We start from the raw sequence: 17803 nt of genomic DNA, 5'->3' as shown, positions 1-17803 counted from the left end.
ATGACCGAGTTGAAGAACGACCGCTTCCTGCGCGCACTGCGCCGGGAAGCCACCGACACCACGCCGATCTGGGTGATGCGCCAGGCGGGTCGCTACCTGCCCGAATACCGCGCCACCCGCGAGCGCGCCGGCAGCTTCATGGGCCTGGCGCAGAACCCCGAATACGCCTGCGAAGTCACCCTGCAGCCGCTGGAACGCTTCGACCTCGACGCGGCGATCCTGTTCTCCGACATCCTCACCATCCCCGATGCGATGGGTCTGGGCCTGTCGTTCGCCCAGGGCGAAGGCCCGCAGTTCGCGCGGCCGCTGCGCACCGCCGCCGACATCGCCAGACTCGCCGTGCCCGACATGGACGGCGAACTGCGCTACGTAATGGATGCGCTTCGGCTGATCCGTCGGGAGCTGCACGGCCGCGTGCCGCTGATCGGTTTCTCCGGCAGTCCGTGGACGCTGGCCTGCTACATGGTCGAGGGCCACGGCTCGCGCGATTTCGCCACGCTGAAGGCGATGTGCTGGAACGAACCGCAGCTCGCGCACCAGCTGCTCGACACATTGGCCCGCTCCGTCGCCGCCTACCTGATCGCCCAGGCCGAGGCCGGCGCCCAGGCGCTGATGATCTTCGACACCTGGGGCGGCCTGCTCGGCCCCGCGCCGTTCCGCGAATTCTCGCTGCGCTACATGACGCGCATCGTGACTGCGCTGAAAGCCGACCCTGCCGCGCGCGAGCTGCCGGTGATCCTGTTCTCCAAGGGCGCCGGCATGCATCTGGCCGAAATGGCCGACAGCGGCTGCGCCGCGCTCGGCGTCGACTGGACGATGGATCTGGCCGACGCCCGCCGCGCCGTGGCCGGCAAGGTCGCCCTGCAGGGCAACCTCGATCCGGCGATCCTGCGCGCCAGTCCCGAGGTGATCCGCCGCGAGGCCCGCGCCGTGCTGGACACCTACGGCAACCACCCCGGCCACGTGTTCAACCTCGGCCACGGCATCACGCCGGAGGTGAATCCGGAGCACGTGAAGGTGCTGGTGGACGAAGTGCACGCGTACGGGCGCACGCTGCGCGAAAGCTGAATCATGTTCCAGGGGGTGGACGGATGCTCTGGCTCGTCACGAAATACCTGATCACCGCAGCCGTCGTCGTGCTCGTCTCCGAAGTCGCCAAGCGCAGCGACCGCCTCGGCGGCCTGATCGCCGCGCTGCCGCTGGTCACCGTGCTGGCGCTGATCTGGCTGCAGGTGGAGCGCCAGCCGCAGGTAAAGATCGCCAACCACGCCTGGTACACGTTCTGGTACGTGGTGCCGACCCTGCCGATGTTCCTGGCCTTCCCCGTCCTGCTGCCGCGGATCGGCTTCTGGCCGACCCTGCTGGCCTGCGTGGTGATCACGCTGGCGTGCTTCTGGCTGTTCGCGCTGCTGGTGCGGCGGTTCGGGATCGAACTGCTGTAACGGGACGCCCGAACGCGCTTGGGCCATCCGGCTCGCGCCCGTACAATGGCCCGTCCGTAGTCCATTCATACCGCGCGCCCCCGCGGCGCGCCATCGCGAGCCCCCATGGAAAAGAGCTTCGAACCCGCCCAGATCGAGTCCACCTGGTATGCCCGCTGGGAAGCCAGCGGCGCGTTCAAGCCGTCAGGCCAGGGCGAGCCGTACTGCATCCTGCTGCCGCCGCCGAACGTCACCGGCACGCTGCACATGGGCCATGCGTTCCAGCAGACGGTGATGGACATGCTGGTGCGCTACCAGCGCATGCGCGGGATGAACACGCTGTGGCAGGTCGGCACCGACCACGCCGGCATCGCCACCCAGAAGATCGTGGAAAACCAGCTGGCGGTCGAGCAGAAGACCCGCCATGACCTGGGCCGCGATGCATTCGTCGAGCGGGTATGGAAGTGGAAGGAGGAATCCGGCTCCACCATCACCAACCAGATGCGCCGCATCGGCGCCGCCGCCGACTGGTCGCGCGAACGCTTCACCATGGACGAAGGCCTTTCTGCCGCGGTGCGCAAGGTGTTCATCGACTGGTATCGCGCGGGTTTGATCTACCGCGGCAACCGGCTGGTGAACTGGGACCCGGTGCTGGGCACGGCGGTGTCGGACCTCGAAGTGAACAACGTCGAGCGCGATGGCCACATGTGGTCGATCCGCTACATGACCACCGACGGCGCCGCCTCCCTCGTGGTCGCCACCACGCGTCCGGAAACCATGCTGGGCGACGTGGCCGTGGCGGTGCATCCGGAGGACGAACGCTACGCGCACCTGATCGGCCAGCTGCTGCACCTGCCGTTGACCGGCCGGCAGATCCCGGTGATCGCCGACGACTACGTCGACCGCGAGTTCGGCACCGGCTGCGTGAAGATCACCCCGGCGCACGACTTCAACGACTACGCGATCGGCCAGCGCCACAAGCTGGCGCCGATCACCATCTTCACGCTGGATGCCAAGGTCAACGACAACGCCCCGGAGAAGTACCGCGGGCTCGATCGCTACGACGCGCGCAAGGCCGTGCTGGCCGACCTCGAAGCGTCCGGCCTGCTGGTCGAGACCAAGCCGCACAAGCTGCAGGTGCCGGTGAGCCAGCGTTCGGATGCGGTGATCGAGCCGATGCTGACCGACCAGTGGTTCGTCGACCTCACCTCGGATGTCCAGGCGGATGGACGTCCCGGTGGCCGCAAGGCGATCACCGAACCGGCGCTGGATGCCGTGCGCTCGGGCGAGATCCGGTTCGTGCCGGAGAATTGGGCGACCACTTATACGCAGTGGCTGGACAACATCCAGGACTGGTGCATCAGCCGCCAGCTGTGGTGGGGCCACCGCATCCCGGCCTGGTACGACGAGGCCGGCAACATCTTCGTGGGCGAGGACGAGGCCGACGCGCGCGCCAGCGCCGCCACCGCGCCGGTCGGCGCGCTGCGCCAGGACGACGACGTGCTCGACACCTGGTTCTCCTCCGCGCTGTGGCCGTTCTCCACGCTCGGCTGGCCGGCCAATGGACCGGTGCAGAACGAACGCGGCGAAGTCGTCGCCAACTGGGAGCAGGACAAGATCTTCCTGCCCAGCGCGGTGCTGGTCACCGGCTTCGACATCATCTTCTTCTGGGTCGCCCGCATGGTGATGGCGACCAAGTATTTCACCGGGCAGATTCCGTTCCGCGAGGTCTACATCAACGCGATCGTGCGTGATGCGGAAGGCCAGAAGATGTCCAAATCCAAGGGCAACACGCTGGACCCGCTGGACCTGATCGACGGCATCGCGCTGGAACCGCTGGTGGAGAAGTCCACCAGGTCGCTGCTGATCCCGCAGGTGCGCGCCAAGGTCGAGAAGCGCATCCGCAAGGATTACCCCGACGGCATCCCCGCGATCGGCACCGACGCGCTGCGCTTCACCTTCGCCGCGCTGGCCAGCTACAGCCGCACGATCAACTTCGACCTCAAGCGCGCCGAAGGCTACAAGGCGTTCTGCAACAAGTTGTGGAATGCCTCACGCTTCGTATTGATGAATGTTGATCAAGTTGAACCGGACCAACGGAAGTGGAACAACGCGCGCTCGAATTTCTCGGATGGCGGACTCTTGATCAACCGTTGGATTCTGAGTCGGTTGCAGGCCACCATCAGAGAGGTCGAAGAACATTTTCGGTCCTATCGCTTCGATCTTGCAGCGCAGACCTTGTACGAATTTGTGTGGAACGAGTATTGCGATTGGTACATCGAACTATGTAAACCCTACTTTTCTGGTGACAAAGAAGGCAACAAGGACTTCGTCTCACAGACGGCCCTGCAGGTCTTGGAGCACACACTCAGGCTTCTCCATCCGATCATTCCCTTCATTACGGAAGAGATCTGGCAGCAAGTCGCGCCAAGGCTCGGTTTTGAAACACTGTCGATCTTTGATCAGCCATATCCAATTGCCGAGCTTCGTTTGGACAGCATTGAGGCAGACAGAGAAGTCAGCTGGCTCAAAGCTACCGTAAGCAAGGTGCGTCAGATCCGCTCGGAAATGAACATCTCGCCCGGCAAGACGATTCCCTTGCTGTTCGCCGACGGTGATGACGGCGATCGCGCGCGGGTGGCCAAGTTCGCCGCGCAGATCAGCTTCCTGGCCCGCACCGAAGCGCCGCAGTGGATCGAGGCCGGCGCCGACGAACCGGCGGCGGCCGCGGCGGTGGTCGGCACACTGCGGGTGATGATCCCGCTGGCCGGGCTGATCGACGTGGCCGCGGAAAAGGCCCGCCTGACCAAGGAGATCGCCCGCATCGAAGTCGAGATCAGGAAGTGCGAAGGCAAGCTCGGCAATGCCAGCTTCGTCGCCAACGCGCCGGCCGAGGTGGTGGCGCAGGAGCGTCAGCGCATCGCCGACTGGAACACCACGCTGGGGGCGTTGCGCGAGCAGGCGGGGAAGCTGCAGAAATGAGTCGCCAGGGAGAGCGGCGTCCGCGCTGACGGATCGGAGAAGCAGGCTTGGTGCCCGCCCTACGCGACTTCACGCATCTGGCGGACGTGCCCTCGTCTATTTCTCAATATCGTCCTTGACGATATTGAGCGCCATCACGATCGCATCCTCGCGCCCGTCGCGGGCCGGGTAATAGCGCGGGCGCCGGCCGATCTCGCTGAAGCCCACCGACTCGTACAGCGCCTTCGCCAGCGGATTGGACGGCCGCACTTCCAGGAAGACCCGCTCGGCACCATTCCAGCGAGCGATGTCCAGCAGCCGACCCAGCAGGTGCCGGCCCAGTCCGCGGCCGCGCCAGTCCGGTCCGATGCAGAGGTTCAGCACGTGCGCCTCGCCGGCGCCCATCGACAGGATGCCGTAGCCGGCGATCCCCCCGTCCACGCACAGCACCCAGCACGGGTGACCGGCCTTGACGCAGTCGCCGAAGATGCCCGGCGACCAGGGGAATTCGTAGGAGGCCTGTTCCAGCGCACTGACCGTGTCCAGGTCGTCCAGGCGCATGCCACGCACCTGGATCGCCGGCTTGATCACCGCCACCACGATCAGTGCTCCGCCATGGCCAGCGCGCGGCGCACGCTGCGCAGCGCATTCCACAGCCGGCGCTTCGCGTCGGCACGACCCAGCACCAGGGCCGGTTCGTCCGCCAGCACGATCTGCGCGCGATTCATCACCGCGGCGGGCAGCGCCCGTCCCAGCGCATGCGCCTGCGCCTCGCCGAACACCAGATAGGCCTGCGCCTCGGGTACGTCCGCGGCGAGTTGCCCGTCGCTGACGACCAGGCGCGCGGCGCGCCCCAGCACGGCGCCGCAGGTATTCAGCGCGCGCCCGATCAGGTCCAGCTCACGCGTGTCGCAGCCCTGAGGCAGGATCACCACGCACGCCACCGGGCCGACCGGGGAACCCGCCTGCGCCGCTTCGGGCATCGGCACGGCAGCCGCAGGCATCGCCTTGCGCACCCACGGTGTCACGCCCAGCGCCCGCAGCACGCGGTCGCGATGGCTGGCGTCGACCGGCTGTTGCGCCAGGCCACTCATGCCGCGTTGCGCCTTGCACGTCGATGCGTGGCCAGCCCCCAGATCGTCCACACCGGGCCCGACAACAGGTAGATCGTGAAGCCGGCGAACAGCACGCGCGCCGTGTCCAGGATCAGCAGGGCAATCAGCAGCACGGCAACCACCATCCAGGCGAACGGCACCAGCTGGTGCTTGCCCATCGGCAGCGACTTGAAGCTGAAATAGCGGAACCGGCTGACCATCAGCAGGCCGACCACGACCGCGATCACCGGCGTGACGAAACAGAAATCGCTGCCGGCCAGGCCGAACTTGTCCACGCTCCACACGAAGGACATGCACACCGCCGCCGCGGCCGGGCTGGCCAGCCCCTGGAAATAGCGCTTGTCGGCCACGCCCACCTGGGTGTTGAAGCGGGCCAGCCGCAGCGCGGCGCAGGCGGCATACACGAACGCCGCGGCCCAGCCCAGCTTGCCCCACAGCGGGCCAAACTCGCGCAGCGCCGACAGCGACCACGTATACATCACCAGCGAAGGCGCCAGTCCGAAGCTGACCAGGTCCGACAGCGAGTCGTACTGCACGCCGAACTCGGTCTGGGTGCCGGTCATCCGCGCGACGCGGCCGTCCAGGCCATCCAGCAGCGCGGCGACGAACACGGCGACGGCGGCCTCGGTGTAACGGCCGCCGATGCTGGCGATGATCGCGTAGAAACCCGCGAACATCGCCCCGGTGGTGAACAGGTTCGGCAGCAGGTAAATACCCCGGTGGCGGGGTGGCCGGACGGGCGAAAGCTCGCTCATGAATCAGGACCGTGACAGGATGCGCGCAGTGTAAACCATCGGGTGCTTGAGTCCGGACCGGTGGAGTGTTAACAAGGTAAACCTGATTATTCCCTGGAAATGGAGAACACCATGCGTCGTTCGCTGATTGCCGTGGCGCTGTTGCTGTTGGCACCACTGGCCACCGCTCAGGTCTACAAATGGACCGATGCCAGCGGCACCGTGCATTACTCCGAAGCACCGCCGGCGCAGGGCACCAGGTTCGAAAAGGTGACCACCACCGGCACCGCGCAGCCGCTGGCTCCGCCACCGACCAGCGAAACGGCCGGTGCGCGCGAAGCCCCGGCGCAGCCCGCCCAGCCGGTGGCCGATACCCCGGAAAACCGGGCCAGCCTGTGCACCACGCTGAAATCCAACATCAGCGCACTGCAGGGCGGCGGCCCGGTGGTGATGCAGCAGAACGGCAAGTCGGTGGCGCTGGATGATGCCCAGCGCAAGCAGCAGGTCGCCTCGGCCCAGGCGCAGTACGACCAGTTCTGCCAGCAGGCCCGCTGAGCCGTGGTCGGCCCGGCGCCGCGAATCGGCGGCCGGGCCGGCATGACGCCTCGGGCGTGACTGGCGGCCGGCCGCTACACTAGGCGTTTCCACCACGCCGGAACCACCCGTCATGCGCCTCAGCCAATTCCATCTGGCCACCGTCAAGGAAGTCCCTGCCGACGCCGAAATCGCCAGCCACCAGCTGATGCTGCGCGCCGGCATGATCCGCAAGCTCGCCTCCGGCCTGTACACCTGGAGCCCGCTGGGTCTGCGCGTGCTGCGCAAGGTCGAGCGCATCGTGCGCGAGGAAATGGATCGCGCCGGGGCGCTCGAATTGCTGATGCCGACCATCCAGCCCCGCGAGCTGTGGGAGGAAACCGGCCGCTGGGCGAAGTTCGGTCCGCAGTTGCTGAAGATCCGGGATCGCAAGGAGCAGGAATTCTGCTACGCGCCCACCGCCGAGGAAGTGATCACCGATTACGCCCGCAACGAGCTGAAAAGCTACAAGCAGCTGCCGGTGAACTTCTACCAGATCCAGACCAAGTTCCGCGACGAGATCCGCCCCCGTTTCGGCGTGATGCGCGCGCGCGAATTCCTGATGAAGGACGCCTACTCCTTCCACCTCACCCAGGAGTCGCTGGCCGAAACCTACGCGGCGATGTACCAGGCGTATTCGCGCGTGTTCACCCGCCTCGGCCTGACCTTCCGCGCGGTGCAGGCCGATACCGGCGCGATCGGCGGCAACGCCAGCCATGAATTCCAGGTGCTGGCCGATTCGGGCGAGGATGCCATCGCGTTTTCCGACGGCTCCGATTACGCGGCCAACCTGGAGAAGGCCGAGGCGCTGGCGCCCGCCGCCGCGCGCCCTGCTCCCGCGGCCACGCTGCAGCGCGTGGACACGCCGACCCAGAAGACCATCGACGACGTCTCCGCCTTCCTCAAGGTCAGCCCGCGGCAATGCGTGAAGACCTTGCTGGTGCGCGGTCGCGACGGCCTGGTCGCGCTGTGCCTGCGCGGCGATCACGAGATCAACGAGGTCAAGGCCGGCAAGCTGGCCGAGCTGCCCGATGAGTCCGTGCTGGCCAGCGAGGAGGAAATCCTCGCCGCCACCGGTACGCGCCCCGGCTTCATCGGCCCGGTCGGCCTGCCCGAATCCATCCCCGTCATCGTCGATCGCGACGCCGCCGTGCTGGCCGACTTCGTCTGCGGCGGCAATGCCGATCGCACGCATTACAGCGGCGCCAACTGGGAACGCGATGCCCGCATTACCCGCATCGCCGACCTGCGCAACGTGGTCGAGGGCGACCTGTCGCCCGACGGTCATGGCGTGCTGCACATCGCCCGCGGCATCGAGGTCGGCCACGTGTTCCAGCTGGGCACGAAGTACGCCGAGGCGCTGGACGCCAGCGTGGTCGATGAAACCGGCAAGCTGCAGGTGATGACCATGGGCTGCTACGGCATCGGCGTCAGCCGCATCGTCGCCGCGGCGATCGAGCAGCGTCACGACGACGCCGGCATCGTCTGGCCTGAGGCGATGGCGCCGTGGCGCGTCGCCGTCTGCGTGATCAACCCGAAGCATTCGCCCGCCGTCAGCGCGGCCGCCGAAGCGCTGTATCAGGCGCTGGGCGAACGCGGCATCGAGGCCGTGCTCGACGATCGCGGCGTGCGCGCCGGCAGCATGTTTGCCGACATGGAGCTGATCGGCATTCCGCATCGGGTGGTCGTCAGCGAGCGCGGGCTGGCTGCCGGCACGCTGGAATATCGCGGTCGCGAGGACAGCGAAAGCCGTTCGCTGGGCGAAGACGAACTGTTTGCCCTGCTCGCCTGACCACGGCACGGGTACACCGACCGGAACGGCCGCCTTGCGCGGCCGTTTCCTTGTGCGCAACGGTGAAACGGGTCGCAAATCGCTTATTCGAGTGCGGCACGATTAACCGGTTAATGTGAAGGACGTTTCACAAAGCCGCGCGCTTTACAAGGATTCGGCGAATAAGCGAGAATAAGAATTGCAACAATTTCAAGTCACGCCGACGCATTCCCCATAATGCGTTCGGCACATAACCAGATCATTATTCACAAGCTCAACCGGGAGTCACTCATGGCCGTCGATATCAAGAACCTCAATCACAACCAGCTGAATGACCTCATTTCCAAGGCGCAGGTCCGCCAGAACGAGCTGCGCAAGGAAAAGGTGGTCAAGCTGCGCGAGAAAGTGCACGCGATGATCAAGGCCGAGGGTTATTCCTTCGAAGACATTTTCGGCAGCCCGCGCGGCAAGGCCAAGCGCAGCACCGGCACGGTCGCCCCGAAGTATCGCAACCCGGCCAATCCGGCGCAGACCTGGTCCGGCCGTGGCAAGCGTCCGCACTGGTTCAACGACGCGCTGAAGGCCGGCAAGAAGGAAAAGGATCTGGCGATCTGATCGCCGGTTTCAGCGGTAATCGAAACGCCGGCCTTGGGCCGGCGTTTTTTTGTGCTGAACAATGCGGTGTCGATTCACCACGCGGGGCATATCCGCGGTCCCTCCCCCTGCAACGCGGGGGAGGTCAGGAGGGGGCGTTCTTGATCTTGCTTGAGCCAGCAAGAGCTACCCCACCTCAATCCTCCCCTGCTCGCAGGGGAGGAGGCGATCGTGCCGTGCGGGTTTGTCTTCGGGGTGGGTCGCAGGCATTTCGATGTTTGCGACTTCGATCGACTTTTGATTTATAGGGAGCGTCTTGGCGAGATCAGCAGGTCGCCGAACATCAGTCCCGCCACCAGCGATACCAGCAGGGTGATCAGCAGCAGGCCGGTGTCGAGGCTCAGCGTGGTATCGCGCTCCATCAGGAACGACACGCTGCGGAAGCCCACGCTGCCGGGTACCAGCAGCAGGATGCCGGGCTCGCGGATGACCGCGCCCGGCCGCTGCGCGTAACGGGCGTAGACGTTGGCCATCGCGCCCAGCAGCAGGCCGCCCAGGAACACACCCACCGGCGCGCCGGACAGCGAGCTTGAGATCTGGCCGCCCCAGCGCGTGGCCAGGTAGCCGACCACCACCGCCACGATCACCACCGGCCAGTCGCGTTTGGCCGCCCGGAACAGGATCGCGAAGGCGATCGCCGCCACCAGCAGGGCCGGGTAATCGGTCCACGTCGGCAGCGCCGGCAAGGCGAAGTCGCGCGCCTTGATGCCGAACGCGGCGCACAACTGGGTCGCCGCGATGGTGCCGAAGGTGAGCTTGAGCAGGGTCGACATCGCGCCCCCCATGCGCGCCATGCCGGAGACCAGGTGCTGGCTGGAGATCTCGCGCACCGCGGTGGTCAGCGACATGCCCGGCACCAGGATGATCAGGCTGGCCAGCACCACCGACTTGATCGCCAGCGGCACCACGAAGGCGCTCACCACGATCGCCACCGTGGTCGCCACCAGGGCGCAGATGGCGTCGCTGGCCACCGCCAGTTGCGGCCTACTGCCGGCCAGCAGGGTGATGCATCCGATGATCACGCCGATCACCGCCGCCACCACCAGATCGACCCAGGAACTGTGCAGGAACAGCGCCGCGATGCTGGCCGCCGACAGGCCGTAACTGACGATCGAGCCGATCTTCTCGCGCCGCGTGTCCGGCCGGCCCAGCTCGCGCATCAGGCGAAATCCCTCGCGCAGGTCCAGCTCGCCGGCGATCGCCCGATCGGCGATGTCGTCGGCCTGGCACAGCCGTTCCAGGTTCACCTCGCCCGGCGCCAGCCGCATCACCTGGGTGGTCTGGGCCACGCCTTCCTCGCCGCCCTGGGCCAGGTCGGAGAAGGAAATGATGATGGCGGTGGGACTGGACCAGACGTCGGCCGACAGCCCCAGGCGCTGGGCCACCCCGGCCACCGCCATCTCCAGCCGCGGCGCGGTGGTGCCGTACTGGTGCAGGCGCCGCGCCAGTTCCAGCGCGAACGCGATGCGCGTGGTGATGGCCGTGGTGGCGAACTGCTGCTGGCTGATGACGTCGCCCGCGCTCATGCCGTCGCGCGTACCTGCAAGGTGGTGCCGTCGACCGCCACCACTTCCACCACCGTGCCCGCGGGCAGGTCGGGGCCGCTGACCAGCCACTGGCCGTCACCGACCCGAGCCTTGCCGCGGCCGTTGACGATCGGCTCGATCAGCGGGTAACGCTGGCCGATCAGTTGCTCCGCGCGCCGGTTGAGACGCTCGCCGCCGGACACGCGACGCTCCAGCCGCGGTCGCAGCCAGCGCGCATAACCGACGCAGAAGGCGAACGCCAGCAGCCCGAACACGATCGCCTGGGCCAGCACTCCCAGCATCGGGTCGGCCCACAGCACCACGCCCATCGCAGCGGCGGCCAGGCCGATCCACAGCAGGAAGTAGCCCGGCAACAGCAGCTCGCCCCCGATCAGCAGCAGCGCGAGGATCCACCACAGGTAATGCGTCGACAGTTCCCACATGGTCTTGCCCTCAGCGCAGCGGCGGCTGGACGACGGTGGGCTTCTGCTGCTGGCCCAGCGACTCCTTCGCCAGCTCGGCGATGCCGGCCAGCGAGCCCAGGATGCCGGTGGCCTCGATCGGCAGCAGCAGCATCTTCTGGTTCGGCGACTTGGCCATTTCCTTCAGTGCCTCGACGTAGTTGTTGGCGACGAAATAATTCAGCGCATTGACGTTGCCGTTGGCGATCGACTCGGACACCATCGAGGTGGCCTTCGCCTCGGCCTCGGCGGAACGCTCGCGCGCCTCGGCGGCACGGAAAGCCGCCTCCTTCTCGCCCTCGGCGGCCAGGATCACTGACTGCTTCTCGCCCTCGGCCTTGAGGATCGCCGCCTGGCGGAAACCCTCGGCGTCGAGGATGTTGGCGCGTTTCTCGCGCTCGGCCTTCATCTGCCGCGCCATCGCGTCGACCAGGTCGCGCGGCGGCGAGATGTCCTTGATCTCGATGCGGTTGACCTTGACGCCCCACGGATGGGTCGCCTCGTCGACCACGCCCAGCAGCTTGGCGTTGATCGCATCGCGCTGGCTCAGCGACTCATCCAGATCCATCGAGCCCAGCACGGTGCGGATGTTGGTCATGATCAGCGCCAGCGCGGCGCCCTCCAGGTTGGCCACTTCATACGCGGCCTTGGACGCGTCCAGCACCTGGTAGAACACCACGCCGTCGACGCGCACCACCGCGTTGTCCTTGGTGATGACGTCCTGGCTGGGCACGTCCAGCACCTGTTCCATCATGTTGATCTTGCGCCCGACCGCCTGGTAGATCGGAATCAGGAAGTGCAGCCCGGGACTCAGCGTGCGGGTGTATTTGCCGAACGTTTCCACCGTCCACTCGAAGCCCTGCGGCACGATGCGCACCAGCTTGGCCACGCCGATGATGACGACCGCCACGATGACCAGCGCAAGCAGCTGTCCGATTCCCATTGCCCACCCCTTGTCCCCGAAGAAGGCCTGAGTATAGGCGAGCGGACCACTCCGCAAGCATCAACCGGTTCGCACCAGCCACGCCGCAGCTGCGGCGCGATCAGCGCTTCCTTTCATCGGCCGGCCCCTCCATCCAGTCGTACAGCACCGGCAGCAGCACCAGGGTCAGCAGGGTCGAGGTGATCAGGCCGCCCACCACCACCGTCGCCAGCGGACGCTGCGTCTCCGCACCGACACCGCCGGAGAGCAGCATCGGCACCAGACCGAGAATGGCCACGCTTGCCGTCATCAGCACCGGACGCAGCCGCAGGGCGGTACCGCGCAGCACCGCTTCGCGCACGGGCAGGCCCCGCTCGCGCTGCTCGTTCAGGAAGCTCACCAGCACGATGCCGTTGAGCATCGCCACGCCGAACACCGCGATGAAACCGATCGCCGATGGCACCGACAGGTACTGCCCGGTGAGCGCCAGCCCCACCAGGCCGCCGATGGTGGCGAACGGCACGTTGGCCAGGATCAGCACGGCGTACTTCACCGAATTGAACGCGGTATGGAGCAACACGAAGATGAAGAAGATCGTGGCCGGCACGATCAGTGACAGGCGCTTCAACGCCCGCTGCTGGTTCTCGAACGCGCCACCCCACTCCGTGTAGTAACCGGTCGGCAACTTGACCTTCCCGGCGATGGCGGCACCGGCGTCCCTGACGAAGCCGTCGATGTCGCGGCCCTGCACGTCCATCTGGATCACCGCGTAGCGCTGCAGCTGCTCGCGGCGGATGAACGAATAGCCTTCGGCCTCGCTGACCTCGGCCACCTGCGACAACTGCACCAGCGCGCCGCTGGCCGTGCGGATCGGGATGCGCCTGATCGCGGGCAGCGAGTCCCTGTCGGCCCGGTCCAGCCGCACCGCGATATCGAAGCGCTTCACGCCGTCGAGCAACGTCGTGACCGGCTCGCCGCCGATCCCGTTCTTCACCACGGCCAGGACGTCGTCGGCGTTCAGGCCGTAGCGCGCCAGCGCCGCGCGATCCACCTGGATGCGGATCTGCGGCTTGCCGATATTGGCTTCCAGCGCCAGGTCGGCCACGCCGGGCACGCCAGCCAGCACGTCCTTGATCCTGCCGCTCAAGCGATCCAGCTCGCCCAGATCCTCGCCGTAGATCTTCAGGGCCAGCGTGGCGCGCACGCCGGAAATCAGCTCTTCGATGCGCATCTGGATCGGCTGGGTGTAGCTCACCACCGCGGTGGGCAGCGCGGCCGACAGTTCCTGCCGCATCGCCACCTCGATGGTCTCCAGCGTCTGCCCCTTGCGCCATTGCGAGCTTGGCTTCAGCGGGGTGTACACCTCCATGTAGTTCACGTCGGCGGTCTCGCCCTTTTCGGCCCGACCGATCATCGCCAGCGTGGTTTCCACTTCGGGAAACTTCTGTTTGACCAGTGCCGCGACCTGCCTGGAGATATCGATGGATTCGTCCAGCGAGGCCGACGGGATCGAGGTGATGCGCCACATGACGGCGCCTTCCTTCAGGTTGGGCATGAATTCCCTGCCGAGGAACGGGAACAGCGCGAGGCTGCCGGCCAGCACCGCCATGGCGATGACCAGCACGCGCCTGCGCCGCGCAAGCGACCACGCCAGCAGCGTCGCGTAATGCCGCTTGATGAAGGCGACCAGCCGCGTGTCCCTGTCTTCGCCGGGCTTGAGCACCAGCGTGGCCAGCACCGGGATCAGCGTCAGGGCGAGGATCAGCGAGCCGGCCATCGCGAAGCTGATGTTGAGGGCCATCGGCTTGAACATCTTGCCTTCCAGCCCCTGCAGGCTGAACAGCGGCAGGAACACCACGATGATGATGCCGATGGCGAAGGCGATGGGATTGGCCACCTCGCGCGCGGCCGCCAGCACCGCCGCGGTGCGATCCACCGGCAAGCCCTGCGCCTTGCGCTCGGCCATGATGCGGTAGGCGTTCTCCACCATCACCACCGCACCGTCCACCATCATGCCGATGCCGATCGCCAGGCCGGCCAGCGACATCAGGTTGGCCGACAGGCCCGCCTGGTCCATGCAGACAAAGGCGATCAGCATGGCCAGCGGCAAGGCGACCACCACCACCAGGGCGCTGCGCAGCTCGCCGAGGAACAGGAACAACACGAGGGCGACCAGGATCGAACCTTCCACCAGTGCGCGCACGGCCGTCTGGACGGCTGCGTTGACCAACTCGGTGCGCTCGTAAACCGGCTTGACCACCGTGCCTGGCGGCAAGGCCCGCTTGACCGTTTCCAACCTGGCCTTCACCGCATCCACCACGGTCTTGGCGTTCTCGCCGATGCGCGCCAGCGCCTGGCCCATCACCACTTCCCTGCCGTCGCGGGTGACCGCGCCCGTGCGCGGCGCGCCGGCTTCGGCGATGCTCGCCACGTCGCGCACGTAGACCGGGGTGCCGTCTTCGGTCTTGAGCACGATGTCGCCGATGTCCTTCGCGTCCCGCACCAGCCCCAGGCCGCGCACCAGGTACTGCTCGCGACCCACGTCGACGAAGTTGCCACCGACCTGGGCATTGTTCGCCTGCAGCGCCGCGATCACGTCCTTGAAGCCCAGCTGGTGCGCGATCAGCTTCATCGGATCGATGCGCACCTGGTACTGGGTCTCCTGCCCGCCCCAGGAAGTGACATCGTCCACGCCCGGCGCGGTGCGCAGGATGAGGCGGATGGTCCAGTCCTGCAGGGTGCGCAGGTCCATGTCGCTGGGCGCCCGCCTGAGCTTTTCATCGGCGCGCTCGACGGTGTACCAGAACACCTGGCCCAGGCCCGAGGTGTTCGGCCCCATCTCGGGCTTGCCATAACCGGCCGGCAGGCGGTCACCCACCTGCTGCAGGCGCTCATTGACCAGCTGCCGGGCGAAGTAGATGTCCATGCTGTCGTCGAAATACACCGACACGTAGGACAGCCCGAACAGGCTCACCGAGCGGATTTCCTGCACCTTGGGCAAGCCGGCCAGCGCCGATTCCACCGGCGTGGTCAGCAGTTGCTCGACGTCCTCGGCGGCGAGGCCCGAAGCCTCGGTGTACACGTTCACCTGCACCGGCGTGACGTCGGGGAACGCGTCGATCGGCAGCTGGCGCACGGCCTGTACGCCGAGGAAGCCGATCACCGCGAAGGCGATCAGCACCAGCACCTTGTAACGCAGGGAGAGTTCGACCAGTCGTTCCAGCATCACTCTTCCCCCAGTTGCGAACGCAGCAGACGCGCCTTGAGCGCGAAAGCGCCCTTGCGCACGTACGGCGTGCCGGGCTCGAGCCCTGCGCTCACCACCGTCCAGCCATTGCGGGTATCGCCGGTGACGACCGGTACAGCCTCGAAGTGGTCGCGGCTCCTGGCGACGAACACGGTGGGCTGGTTCTGCAGCAACACGATCGCGTCGGATGGCACCGCCAGCGCCTGCGCGCCGGCGCCCACGGCGATGCGGGCATCGACCAGCTCGCCCGGGTGCAGCAGATCCCCGCGGTTTTTCAGTTCGATGCGCACCGGCACCGTGCGGGTCCGCTCGTCGGTCTGGTGCGAGCGCTGCAGCACGCGACCAGCCAGGGCCGTGTCGTGCGCGAGCACGCGCACCGCATCGTCCGGCCGAACTCTCTCCGCCTCCGCGGGCGGGAGCTGCGCCTCCACCCACACCGAATCCTCCTGCACCAGCGTGAACAGGGTGCGCCCCGCCGCCACCCGCTCGCCGACCAGGAACTGGTCGGTGCTGACGCGCCCGGCAGTGGGCGCGAGCAGGTCGTAGCTGCCGTCGGCCCTGATCGAGCCGGCGCGCAACAGCGCGCCGATCTGCCGGTCGGACAAGCCGTAGGCGCGCAGCTTGGCACGAGCCTGGTCGCGGGCCACCCTGGCCTCGTTGTAGCGCCGCGCCGAGACCGCTTGCGGACCCAGCGCGGCAATTCGCTGCCAATCCTGCTCGGCGACGATCAGCGCGCCCTGCGTCTCGGCCACGGCCACGCTGGAGAGTTCCACCAGCGGCTGGCCGGCTTTCACCACGTCACCGAGCCTCGCCTTGCGGGTCAGCACCTGTGACTCCACCCGAGGCGCCACCAACACGGTGGAATAGGCGTCGGCCTTCACTTCACCGGGCGCCTTGAGTTCGTCGCTCAACGTGCGGGGGACGGCCTTGTCGATCACGATACCGGCCTCCCTGATCGCCGCCGCACTCAACGCCAGCGGATCGGCCGCTGTCGGCTCCCGTGCCAACGCGGGCGCATGCAGTACGACAAGCAAGGCGAAGCCGAGCAGGGCTCGGCCCAGGGGAAACGTCTTCATGGAGAAATCTCCTGGCTGCGGCCATCGACCCAATCGGTCAGCCGGCCCGCGGCGGTGAGGTAGTCGAACCAGGCCTGCCAGGCCCGGCTTTCCAGCTCGAGGCCGGACAGCGCGGTGTCCAGGCTTTGCTTGAGCTGCATGAGGTAGTCGGAGGTCCCGATTTCGCCGGCACGCCAGAGTTTTTCCAGCAGTGCCGTGCGGTCCTCGAAGGCAGCGGCGCGGCCGGCGCGGAAGGCCACGGCTGCGCTGCGCATCGCTTCATGGCGCGTGCGTGCCTCGACCCGTGCGGCCTCCAGGCCCAGCCGACGCGAACGCGCATTGGCTGCCACAGCCTCGGCTTGCGCCTGGGCGGCCGCCACCTCGGCGCGCCCCGTGTTGAGTACCGGCAACGGGATCGATATGCCGAGGCCGACCACCCGATCACTGACCGGGCCATTGCGCACCTGGCCGCCGGTCAGGCTGATGGTGGGGTCGGGGATGCGGGCGCGTCGGGCCATGCGCAGGCCAGCCTCGGCGCTGTCCTGTTCCGCGCGTGCCTGCACCAGCTCCGGCAGTTCCTCGCTGGCCCGGGCCGGGGGAGCCTCCGCCAACGCCGGCGGCAAGCCGTCCGGCAACGGCGGCAGGCTGGCGACCCGACCGGCGCCGATCGCCTGCAGCCCGGCGCGCGCCGCGGCTTCGTCCGCCACCAGCACGGCTTGTTGCAGCTGTGCCTCGCCCAGCGCCAGACCGGCCAGGTCACGCTCCGGACTGCTGATGTCGCCCACCTTCAATCGCTGCGCCGCGAGTTCGTCGAAACGCCGCATCAGCGCCAGCCGACGCTGGCCCAGGACGCTCCGGCGTTCGGCCAGCGCGGCGACCGACCAGGCCTTCAGCCAGCGAGCCGCCATGTCGCGGCGGACCAGGGTGTAACGGGCTTCGCTGACGCGCAGCTCGGCACTGCCCTGGCCGGCCCGGGCGCGTCGCTTGCCGGACAGGTCCAGCGTCAGGCTGAGCCCGGCGGTGCGCCGGTTGACGTCGGCGTGTTCGGCATCCAGCACCAGCTCGGGGTTGTACAGCGGCTGCGCCGCGGCATCGGCGCGTGCGCTCGCCGCATCCCGTTGCGCCCTGGCGGCCCGTATTTCCGGGTTGGTATCCCAGAGCCGTTGCACCGCGGCTTGCAGGGATGGGGGAGCCCTGCCTGCAGATGGTGATGCGGGTGTGGGCATCGGCCCCGGCACGGCGCCCAGTGCGGTGGCAAACAGCATGCATGCGGCGCCCGCGGGCACCGATCGAAAAACGGACATGAAACGATCTCCTGAAACGGTCGCAGAGCGATGCGCCGCCATGGCGGCCACATCGTGGG

The 17803-nt window shown here is 67.3% G+C and carries 15 protein-coding genes; 6 read left to right on the top strand and 9 right to left on the bottom strand.

Annotation, left to right across the window (positions count from 1 at the left end; genetic code table 11):
- The 3 genes from hemE (at position 1) to ABNK63_RS04030 (ending at position 4403) form a co-directional block, all read left to right on the top strand.
- Complete coding sequence (gene hemE, locus ABNK63_RS04040) at positions 1–1068, top strand: uroporphyrinogen decarboxylase (RefSeq protein ID WP_007810037.1); 1068 nt, start codon at positions 1–3, stop codon at positions 1066–1068.
- 23 nt (positions 1069–1091) lie between these two features.
- Positions 1092–1442, top strand: coding sequence for a DUF3147 family protein (locus ABNK63_RS04035; RefSeq protein WP_007810040.1), 351 nt, complete (start codon positions 1092–1094; stop codon positions 1440–1442).
- Between the two features lie 105 nt (positions 1443–1547).
- Entirely contained in the window at positions 1548–4403 is a 2856-nt protein-coding gene (locus ABNK63_RS04030) for a valine--tRNA ligase (RefSeq protein ID WP_350016766.1), read from the top strand.
- 96 nt (positions 4404–4499) lie between these two features.
- On the opposite strand, the gene rimI is transcribed toward ABNK63_RS04030, so the two are convergent.
- From rimI to ABNK63_RS04015, 3 genes are read right to left on the bottom strand one after another with little or no spacing between them, the layout of a single operon-like run.
- Positions 4500–4982 (bottom strand): ribosomal protein S18-alanine N-acetyltransferase, encoded by a 483-nt coding sequence (rimI, locus tag ABNK63_RS04025; RefSeq protein WP_350016765.1) that lies wholly within the window; start codon positions 4980–4982, stop codon positions 4500–4502.
- 2 nt (positions 4983–4984) lie between these two features.
- Entirely contained in the window at positions 4985–5476 is a 492-nt protein-coding gene (locus tag ABNK63_RS04020) for a hypothetical protein (RefSeq protein ID WP_007810046.1), read from the bottom strand.
- On the bottom strand, positions 5473–6252 hold the full coding sequence (locus ABNK63_RS04015; protein WP_007810047.1) for a phosphatidylcholine/phosphatidylserine synthase: 780 nt from the start codon (positions 6250–6252) through the stop codon (positions 5473–5475). Before ABNK63_RS04015 ends, ABNK63_RS04020 begins: the two co-directional genes overlap by 4 nt.
- 111 nt (positions 6253–6363) lie before the next feature.
- On the opposite strand from ABNK63_RS04015, the gene ABNK63_RS04010 reads away from it, so the two are divergent.
- The 3 genes from ABNK63_RS04010 to ABNK63_RS04000 all read left to right on the top strand — a co-directional run bounded on the left by ABNK63_RS04010 (position 6364) and on the right by ABNK63_RS04000 (position 9190).
- Complete coding sequence (locus ABNK63_RS04010; protein ID WP_350016764.1) at positions 6364–6786, top strand: DUF4124 domain-containing protein; 423 nt, start codon at positions 6364–6366, stop codon at positions 6784–6786.
- Positions 6787–6898: 112 nt separating this feature from the next.
- Complete coding sequence (locus ABNK63_RS04005) at positions 6899–8596, top strand: proline--tRNA ligase (protein WP_350016763.1); 1698 nt, start codon at positions 6899–6901, stop codon at positions 8594–8596.
- Between the two features lie 270 nt (positions 8597–8866).
- On the top strand, positions 8867–9190 hold the full coding sequence (locus tag ABNK63_RS04000; RefSeq protein WP_007810053.1) for an H-NS histone family protein: 324 nt from the start codon (positions 8867–8869) through the stop codon (positions 9188–9190).
- A gap of 281 nt (positions 9191–9471) precedes the next feature.
- On the opposite strand, the gene ABNK63_RS03995 is transcribed toward ABNK63_RS04000, so the two are convergent.
- The 6 genes from ABNK63_RS03995 to ABNK63_RS03970 all read right to left on the bottom strand — a co-directional run bounded on the left by ABNK63_RS03995 (position 9472) and on the right by ABNK63_RS03970 (position 17609).
- Positions 9472–10755 (bottom strand): threonine/serine exporter family protein, encoded by a 1284-nt coding sequence (locus ABNK63_RS03995; RefSeq protein ID WP_007810055.1) that lies wholly within the window; start codon positions 10753–10755, stop codon positions 9472–9474.
- Entirely contained in the window at positions 10752–11198 is a 447-nt protein-coding gene (locus ABNK63_RS03990) for an NfeD family protein (protein WP_350016762.1), read from the bottom strand. Before ABNK63_RS03990 ends, ABNK63_RS03995 begins: the two co-directional genes overlap by 4 nt.
- A gap of 10 nt (positions 11199–11208) precedes the next feature.
- Positions 11209–12159 (bottom strand): SPFH domain-containing protein, encoded by a 951-nt coding sequence (locus ABNK63_RS03985; RefSeq protein ID WP_007810059.1) that lies wholly within the window; start codon positions 12157–12159, stop codon positions 11209–11211.
- Positions 12160–12259: 100 nt separating this feature from the next.
- Positions 12260–15364: a CusA/CzcA family heavy metal efflux RND transporter gene (locus tag ABNK63_RS03980; RefSeq protein WP_350016761.1), complete on the bottom strand. Its 3105-nt coding sequence runs from the start codon at positions 15362–15364 to the stop codon at positions 12260–12262.
- The gene (locus ABNK63_RS03975) at positions 15364–16461 is read right to left on the bottom strand and encodes an efflux RND transporter periplasmic adaptor subunit (RefSeq protein WP_350016760.1); all 1098 of its coding nucleotides are present in this window, start codon (positions 16459–16461) and stop codon (positions 15364–15366) included. The genes ABNK63_RS03980 and ABNK63_RS03975 overlap by 1 nt, the downstream gene beginning before the upstream one ends.
- Positions 16458–17609: a TolC family protein gene (locus tag ABNK63_RS03970; protein ID WP_350017187.1), complete on the bottom strand. Its 1152-nt coding sequence runs from the start codon at positions 17607–17609 to the stop codon at positions 16458–16460. The genes ABNK63_RS03975 and ABNK63_RS03970 overlap by 4 nt, the downstream gene beginning before the upstream one ends.
- Positions 17610–17803 lie beyond the last annotated feature (194 nt).

Source organism: Rhodanobacter sp. IGA1.0 (assembly GCF_040208325.1).
Lineage (GTDB): Bacteria > Pseudomonadota > Gammaproteobacteria > Xanthomonadales > Rhodanobacteraceae > Rhodanobacter > Rhodanobacter spathiphylli.
Note: the sequence above shows the minus strand (reverse complement) of the source record. Positions and strands in the feature narration are given on the sequence as shown.

What these genes read in the sequence shown, in the direction of transcription:
- hemE (WP_007810037.1), top strand. Translation starts at nt 1, where the DNA reads ATGACCGAGTTGAAGAACGACCGCTTCCTGCGCGCACTGCGCCGGGAA.
- ABNK63_RS04035 (WP_007810040.1), top strand. Translation starts at nt 1,092, where the DNA reads ATGCTCTGGCTCGTCACGAAATACCTGATCACCGCAGCCGTCGTCGTG.
- ABNK63_RS04030 (WP_350016766.1), top strand. Translation starts at nt 1,548, where the DNA reads ATGGAAAAGAGCTTCGAACCCGCCCAGATCGAGTCCACCTGGTATGCC.
- ABNK63_RS04020 (WP_007810046.1), bottom strand. Translation starts at nt 5,476, where the DNA reads ATGAGTGGCCTGGCGCAACAGCCGGTCGACGCCAGCCATCGCGACCGC.
- ABNK63_RS04015 (WP_007810047.1), bottom strand. Translation starts at nt 6,252, where the DNA reads ATGAGCGAGCTTTCGCCCGTCCGGCCACCCCGCCACCGGGGTATTTAC.
- ABNK63_RS04010 (WP_350016764.1), top strand. Translation starts at nt 6,364, where the DNA reads ATGCGTCGTTCGCTGATTGCCGTGGCGCTGTTGCTGTTGGCACCACTG.
- ABNK63_RS04005 (WP_350016763.1), top strand. Translation starts at nt 6,899, where the DNA reads ATGCGCCTCAGCCAATTCCATCTGGCCACCGTCAAGGAAGTCCCTGCC.
- ABNK63_RS04000 (WP_007810053.1), top strand. Translation starts at nt 8,867, where the DNA reads ATGGCCGTCGATATCAAGAACCTCAATCACAACCAGCTGAATGACCTC.
- ABNK63_RS03995 (WP_007810055.1), bottom strand. Translation starts at nt 10,755, where the DNA reads ATGAGCGCGGGCGACGTCATCAGCCAGCAGCAGTTCGCCACCACGGCC.
- ABNK63_RS03990 (WP_350016762.1), bottom strand. Translation starts at nt 11,198, where the DNA reads ATGTGGGAACTGTCGACGCATTACCTGTGGTGGATCCTCGCGCTGCTG.
- ABNK63_RS03985 (WP_007810059.1), bottom strand. Translation starts at nt 12,159, where the DNA reads ATGGGAATCGGACAGCTGCTTGCGCTGGTCATCGTGGCGGTCGTCATC.
- ABNK63_RS03980 (WP_350016761.1), bottom strand. Translation starts at nt 15,364, where the DNA reads ATGCTGGAACGACTGGTCGAACTCTCCCTGCGTTACAAGGTGCTGGTG.
- ABNK63_RS03975 (WP_350016760.1), bottom strand. Translation starts at nt 16,461, where the DNA reads ATGAAGACGTTTCCCCTGGGCCGAGCCCTGCTCGGCTTCGCCTTGCTT.